Source organism: Variovorax sp. P4_D9 (genome assembly GCF_056401695.1).
In genome coordinates, this window is the sequence record NZ_JBFUIU010000553.1 from 1 (window position 1) to 6,104 (window position 6,104).

Below are 6,104 nucleotides of genomic sequence, written 5' to 3' on the forward strand. Positions count from 1 at the left end.
CCACTGAGCTGCCTCACCCGCTCAGCAATACACAGGTGTTACGCAATGAAGTAATTGTTGATCGATACGTCAATTGACAAGGCTTGACAAAAGAGTCCCCATAGAAGCGGTCGTTGATCGACCATCACGACCCAGCGCTTCCCGTGCCGAGGGCATCGGGTGGCCCCCGCAGCGAAAAAAAGGAGGAGGCGAAGCCGGGGGACATTCGCGGAGGGGGCTACCCAGTGTCCTCGGCACGCGCGCCGATCGCCCCGCTCCGTATTTCAACTGCGTATCATGCGCCGCGGAAGCGCATGGCGATCTGTCCGTCGCTACGGAACCAAAAGCGCCAAGCCCCTATTTCGCGCCGCTCTCCGCTTCCTGCAGCAGCCGCCACATCACCTTGCCGCTGCCGCTTTTGGGCAATGCATCGACGAACTGCACCGTGCGCGGGATCTTGTAGACCGCCATGTTCTCGCGGCACCAGTCGATGATCTGCTGCTCGGTGGTGTCCTTGTGGGTCGGGCGCAGCACCACCACGGCCTTGACCGACTCGCCGCGGTAGGCGTCCTTGGTGCCGATCACACAGGCCTCCTGGATCGCCGGGTGGCGGAACATCAGCAGTTCGACCTCGGCCGGCCAGACCTTGAAGCCGCTGGCGTTGATCATGCGCTTGAGGCGGTCGGTCATGAAGAAGTAGCCGTCCTCGTCCATGCGACCCATGTCGCCGGAACGGAAAAAGCGCTTGCCCTCGAACTCGACGAAGGCGGCGGCCGTGGCATCGGGCCGCTTCCAGTAGCCCTGGAACACCTCGGGGCCGTGGATGATGATCTCGCCCGATTCGCCAATGGGCATTTCCTGCAGCGTGTCCGGATCGACCACGCGCGCGTCGGTGCTCATGTAGGGGATGCCGAGGCACTGCTGCTTGGGGTTCTCAAAGGGATTGGCGTGCGAGGGCGCGGCGGTCTCGGTGAGGCCGTAGCCCTCCTGGTACTTGAGGCCGAACTGCTCGAGCAAGCGCTGCGCCACGGCCTGCGGCATCGCGGCGCCGCCGCCGCCGATGTAGGTCAGGCTGCTCAGGTCGTAGCTGGCGAAGTTGGGGCTGGCCATCAGGTCGATGACCATGGTCGGGATGTTGGTCCAGCTCGTGACCTTGCGGCGCGAGATCAGCCGGCCAGCGACGTCGCGGTCCCAGCGCGGCATGATGACCAGCGTGCCGCCGAAGAGGATGGTGGTGTGCATCATGCTCACCACGCCGGTGATGTGGAACATCGGCACGACGGCCAGCACCACCGCCTCGGCCGACCCCAGCCCCCACAGCTGGCCGGCGCAGGCGTTGTGCATCAGGCTCGAATGGTGGTGGATGCAGCCCTTGGGCAGGCCGGTGGTGCCGCTGGTGTAGGGCAGCAGCGCCATGTCGTTGGCGCCCACCACGTGTTCGGGCGGCGCATGGCCGGCGCCGAGCGCATCAGTCCAGCGCATCACCGCACCGCCTTCCAGGGTCGGCAGCGGGTGCTGCGTCAGCAGCCAGTCGCGCCAGGCCGGAGCCGGCGCCTCGTCGCCCGTGACCTCGGCGTCGAAGGTGTCGGTGAACTGGGTGACGATCATGTGCGCCAGCCGGTCCTTCGGATCGAGCGCGTTGCTGGCCTTGGCGAGTTCGGGCGCCAGGTCGCCGGTGGTGATCGCGAATCTGGCGTCCGGGTCGGTGATGTAGTGCTTGAGCTCTTCGGCCCGGTTCATCGGATTGACCGGGACCACGACCGCATTGGCGCGCAGGATCGCGAAATGCGCGATCACCAGCTGCGGGCAGTTCTGCATGTCGAGGATCACGCGGTCGCCGCGCTGCACGCCCAGGGCATGCAGGGTGCCGGCGAGCCGCTCGACCTGCGCCGCGAACTCGGCGTAGCTGATCTCGCTGCCGAAGAAGACCAGCGCCGGCTTCTGAGGGTAGCGCGCGGCATTGACCGCCAGGTTGTGCCACAGCGAGGTCGCGGGCACGGTGATCGAACGGGGCAGGCGCTGCGGCCAGAACTTGTAATGCGGGCGATCCATACTGTCTCCAGAGAGCGTGAGAGCCTACGACGCTCCGGATGCATCCCGCATCGGGGAAGCCCCGACGGTCGTCACCTGGGCGACTCGCCGCCTCGGCAGGGCCACGCTCCGCTACCGCCATTGACCRACAGACGCGGCGCCCGATCTGCCGTAAAAGAGCAGACTCTCAACCCCTTCGACGAGGAGCTTCCATGGCAGCAGACAAGCACGCGAGCGTTCACTGGGAAGGCGCCGGCAAGACCGGCAAGGGCCTGATCAGCACCGAAACCGGGTCGCTCAAGGACTACCCCTACGGTTTCGCGAGCCGTTTCGAGGACGACAAGCGCGGCACCAATCCGGAGGAGATCCTGGGCGCGGCGCACGCCGGTTGCCTCACGATGGCCTTCGCCTTCGCGCTCGAGGGCGCCGGCCTGACGGCGACCTCGATCGACACCAAGGCCGCAGTCCGGCTGGCCAAGGACGGCCCGGGCTTCAAGATCGACCGAATCCAGCTCGAGCTCGAGGCGGTGGTGCCCGGCATCGACGAGGCGAAGTTCCAGCAGCTGGCGACCGGCGCCAAGGAAGGCTGCCCGCTGTCGAAGGCGCTGGCCAGCGTTCCCGAGATCACGTTCAAGGCCACCCTCAAGCCCTGACGAGGCGGACGCCGGGGGCTGTTTATGATCTCCTCACAACGAGGAGACACCCATGAACATTGCCCGCAAAGGCATCGCCGCGCTGCTGTGGCTGTCGGTTTCAGCCGCCGCCGTGGCGGCCTTTCCCGACAAGCCCATCAAGGTCGTCATCGGCTTCCCGGCCGGCGGCCCGCTCGACCAACATGCGCGCCTGCTCACCGACAAGCTGCAGGCGGTGTTGGGTCAGCCGATCATCGTCGACTACAAACCGGGCGCCGGCGGCTCGGTCGGCGCTGAGGCGGTTGCCAAGAGCGCGCCCGACGGCTACACGCTGATGCTTGCCAACACCGGCGTGGCGGTGATCAACGGCGCGCTGTACGCCAAGCTGCCCTACAACACGCTGCGGGACTTCACGCCAATCGCGCGCACCGCGATGCAGCCGCTCGCGCTGCTCGTGACGCCCAAGCTGCCGGTTCAGGATCTGCGGCAGTTCGTCGACTACGCGCGCGCCCGGCCGGGACAGATCAACTACGGCTCGGCCGGCAACGGCGGCATCAGCCACCTGGTGCCCGAGATGTTCAAGAGCGCCACCGGCATCTTCATGGTCCACATCCCCTACCGCGGCAGCGCGCCGGCCTTCACTGACCTGATGGGCGGGCAGGTGCAGTTCATGGCCGAATCGATCCCGCAGGCGGCCAATTACCACAAGCAGGGCAAGGTGCGCGCGCTGGCGGTGACCAGCGCGGCGCGCAACCCGGCCTTGCCCGACGTGCCGACCGTGATCGAATCCGGCGTCAAGGGCTTCGAGGTGGTGGGCTTCTACGGCTTCCTGGCCCCCGTGGGCACCCCGAAGGACGTGGTCACCAAGCTCAGCGACGCATTCAGGCAGGTGCTGGCCAATCCCGAGGTGCGCGAACGGATGGTGAGCCAGGGCGCCGACCCGGCCTACCTGGGCAGCGAGGACTTCGCCAGATTCCTGGCCGCGGAAACACCGCGCTGGGACAAGGCGGTGAAGGCCTCGGGTGCCAGGATGGACTGAGCCCTACACCTTTCGGAGCTTGCCATGCGCGTCGGAATGTAGTCAAAATGGGCTACATGGATCACCTGTATTTTTCCCGCCGGCCCACACCTGACGGCCTGTTCGGACAACGCCGGTTCCGGCTGCCGCCCGAGGGCTCGTCGCGCCATGGCGGAACGCCCCATGACCCGGAGCGACCGCCGCCACGGCCGCTGAGCCCCGGGGAACTGCTCCAGGTCGCCGCCGCATGGAGGCGAAGGATCGATGACCCGTCGGCGAACCGGGTGGCCCGGGCGCTGGAGTTCCTGGCGGCCCGCCGGACGCCACCGCCGGTCGCAACTTCTGCGCCGGCCGCCCCCCCGAAATCGGTGGCTCGGAAGATCTCGGAGTTCATGGGGCTCTAGAAAAAGGTAACAGCCTCCAATTCGACGAATTTCTCACACCTGAAAGCGCCGAACAGCGCGAAAATCGGGCTGTTAGTTCATTGCTGCAAGTGCAATCAAGGTTAGGCCCGCCTCGTGCGGGCTTTTTTTTCGACCGCTGAGCCCCGGCCCACACACCGTCGAGGGGCTCAGGCTTGCATACAAGCAGGCATGAAAGCTGCTGGTATGCAGCGCCATGTCCATCACCGCTCCCGAAATCAGTGCACGCATCGTCGAAGCGGTGATGGCACAGAAGCTCGCGCCCGGCGCGCGCCTGGGCGAGCAGCAGCTCGCGATGCTGTTCGACTGCAGCCGCACCATCGTGCGCGAAGCACTCACCCGGCTCGCCGCCCGCGGCATCGTGACGGTGAGCGCACGCCGCGGCTGGTTCGTGATCGAGCCTTCGCAGGACGAGGCACGCGAAGCCTTCGAGGCGCGGCGGGTGATCGAGTCGGGCCTAATCCGCAGCGCCGGCGCGATCGACAAGGACGCGCTACGCGCACTCAAGGCGCACCTCAAGCGCGAGCAGGCGGCGCTGAAGGACAGCGACATCGGTAACCGCAGCTACCTGCTCGGCGACTTCCACGTCTGCCTGGCCGAATGCCTGGGAAACTCGCTGCTGGCCGACACGCTGCGCGACTTCACCGCCCGCACCACGCTGATCGCGATGCTCTACCAGTCCTCGCACGACGCGGCGCAGTCCTGCGAGGACCACGTGCGCATTGTGGCCGCGCTCGAGCGCGGCGACATCGCGACCGCCGAGGCCCTGATGAGCGAGCACATTGGCACCGTGCAATCGGCGCTGCGCGTGCAGACACCCACCGACCCGCTGGCCCAGCTGCGCGACGCACTGGCACCGATCCAGGGCACGGCCGCCGACCCGAAAGACGAGGCACAGCTCTTGCGTACCGGCCCCTCCAGGAGGGGCCGGAAGGCGGCCGCGTCCGAACCCTCACCCGACGATTCATCGATTTACCTAGGAGCCCTGTTATGAAGCAAACCAAGCGCACGTTCGCGCTCGCCCTCGCCGCGGCCGCGCTGTTCGCCACCGGCCTCTCGCACGCCCAGAGCGCGCTCGACAACGTGATGAAGGCCAAGGTCATCAAGATCGCGGTGCCGACCGACTATCCGCCTTACGGCTCGGTCGACAAGACGATGACGCCGCAGGGCCTCGACGTCGAGATGGCGCAGCTGATCGCCAGCAAGCTCGGCGTCAGGGCCGAGCTGGTGCCGGTTACCAGCGCCAACCGCATTCCGTACCTGCAGACGCGCAAGGCCGACCTGGTGATCTCCACCTTGGGCAAGAACGCCGAGCGCGAGAAGGTGATCGATTTCTCCGCCGCCTATGCGCCCTTCTTCCAGGCGGTCTATGCGGCCAAGACGGTCAACATCAAGAGCTTCGCCGACATGGGCGGCAAGACCGTCGCCGTGACCCGCGGCGCTATGGAAGACCAGGAACTCGCCAAGGTCGCACCGGCCAGCCTCGAGTACAAGCGCTTTGAGGACAACAACGCCACCATCGCCGCCTTCGTGGCCGGCCAGACCCAGACCCTGGCCACCAGCGCCGCGGTCGCCGGCGACATGATGCAGAAGAACCCGCAGCTCGGCGCCGAGTACAAGCTGCTGCTCAAGGACAGCCCCTGCTTCATCGGAATCGCCAAGGGAGAGGACCCGCTGAAGGCCAAGGTCAACGAGATCATCGCCAACGCCAAGAAGGACGGCACGCTCGACGCCATGGCGAAGAAGTGGCTCGGCCGTCCGGCCGGCGACCTCCCGGTCTGATCGCGACGGCCTGCCATGGGCATCGAATTCGACTTCGGCGCCGTCCTCGGCCAATGGCCCCTGCTCGTCAGGGGGGTGCTCTGGACGCTCGGGCTCACGGCCATCGCGACCGTCATCGGCATGATGGTCGGCGTGGCCTGCGCCTGGTCGCGCGCCAGCGGTCCGGCCTGGCTGCGCTGGGTGGTCGGCAGCTACGTCGAGCTGATCCGCAACACGCCCTTCATCGTGCAACTGTTCTTC

The 6,104-nt window shown here is 66.7% G+C and carries 7 protein-coding genes; 6 read left to right on the forward strand and 1 reads right to left on the reverse strand.

What is annotated here, in order from left to right; translation table 11 throughout:
* Positions 1-336 precede the first annotated feature (336 nt).
* Complete coding sequence (locus tag AC1DY5_RS38480; RefSeq protein WP_478119716.1) at positions 337-2,031, reverse strand: long-chain fatty acid--CoA ligase; 1,695 nt, start codon at positions 2,029-2,031, stop codon at positions 337-339.
* Positions 2,032-2,222: 191 nt separating this feature from the next.
* Here AC1DY5_RS38480 and AC1DY5_RS38485 point away from each other — a divergent pair, with 191 nt between their 5' ends.
* From AC1DY5_RS38485 to AC1DY5_RS38510, 6 genes are all read left to right on the forward strand, one after another.
* Positions 2,223-2,663 carry an OsmC family protein gene (locus AC1DY5_RS38485; protein ID WP_478119717.1) on the forward strand — a complete coding sequence of 147 codons (441 nt, stop codon included), beginning with the start codon at positions 2,223-2,225 and terminating at the stop codon, positions 2,661-2,663.
* 52 nt (positions 2,664-2,715) lie between these two features.
* Positions 2,716-3,681: a Bug family tripartite tricarboxylate transporter substrate binding protein gene (locus AC1DY5_RS38490; RefSeq protein WP_478119718.1), complete on the forward strand. Its 966-nt coding sequence runs from the start codon at positions 2,716-2,718 to the stop codon at positions 3,679-3,681.
* Between the two features lie 47 nt (positions 3,682-3,728).
* Positions 3,729-4,064, forward strand: coding sequence for a hypothetical protein (locus AC1DY5_RS38495; RefSeq protein ID WP_478119719.1), 336 nt, complete (start codon positions 3,729-3,731; stop codon positions 4,062-4,064).
* 214 nt (positions 4,065-4,278) lie between these two features.
* Positions 4,279-5,076 (forward strand): GntR family transcriptional regulator, encoded by a 798-nt coding sequence (locus AC1DY5_RS38500; protein WP_478119720.1) that lies wholly within the window; start codon positions 4,279-4,281, stop codon positions 5,074-5,076.
* On the forward strand, positions 5,073-5,864 hold the full coding sequence (locus AC1DY5_RS38505; RefSeq protein WP_478119721.1) for a transporter substrate-binding domain-containing protein: 792 nt from the start codon (positions 5,073-5,075) through the stop codon (positions 5,862-5,864). Before AC1DY5_RS38500 ends, AC1DY5_RS38505 begins: the two co-directional genes overlap by 4 nt.
* Before the next feature lie 15 nt (positions 5,865-5,879).
* Positions 5,880-6,104 (forward strand): ABC transporter permease subunit (locus tag AC1DY5_RS38510; RefSeq protein ID WP_478119722.1); only part of this gene is annotated, 225 nt, incomplete at its 3' end.

What these genes read in the sequence shown, in the direction of transcription:
- AC1DY5_RS38480 (WP_478119716.1), bottom strand. Translation starts at nt 2,031, where the DNA reads ATGGATCGCCCGCATTACAAGTTCTGGCCGCAGCGCCTGCCCCGTTCG.
- AC1DY5_RS38485 (WP_478119717.1), top strand. Translation starts at nt 2,223, where the DNA reads ATGGCAGCAGACAAGCACGCGAGCGTTCACTGGGAAGGCGCCGGCAAG.
- AC1DY5_RS38490 (WP_478119718.1), top strand. Translation starts at nt 2,716, where the DNA reads ATGAACATTGCCCGCAAAGGCATCGCCGCGCTGCTGTGGCTGTCGGTT.
- AC1DY5_RS38495 (WP_478119719.1), top strand. Translation starts at nt 3,729, where the DNA reads ATGGGCTACATGGATCACCTGTATTTTTCCCGCCGGCCCACACCTGAC.
- AC1DY5_RS38500 (WP_478119720.1), top strand. Translation starts at nt 4,279, where the DNA reads ATGTCCATCACCGCTCCCGAAATCAGTGCACGCATCGTCGAAGCGGTG.
- AC1DY5_RS38505 (WP_478119721.1), top strand. Translation starts at nt 5,073, where the DNA reads ATGAAGCAAACCAAGCGCACGTTCGCGCTCGCCCTCGCCGCGGCCGCG.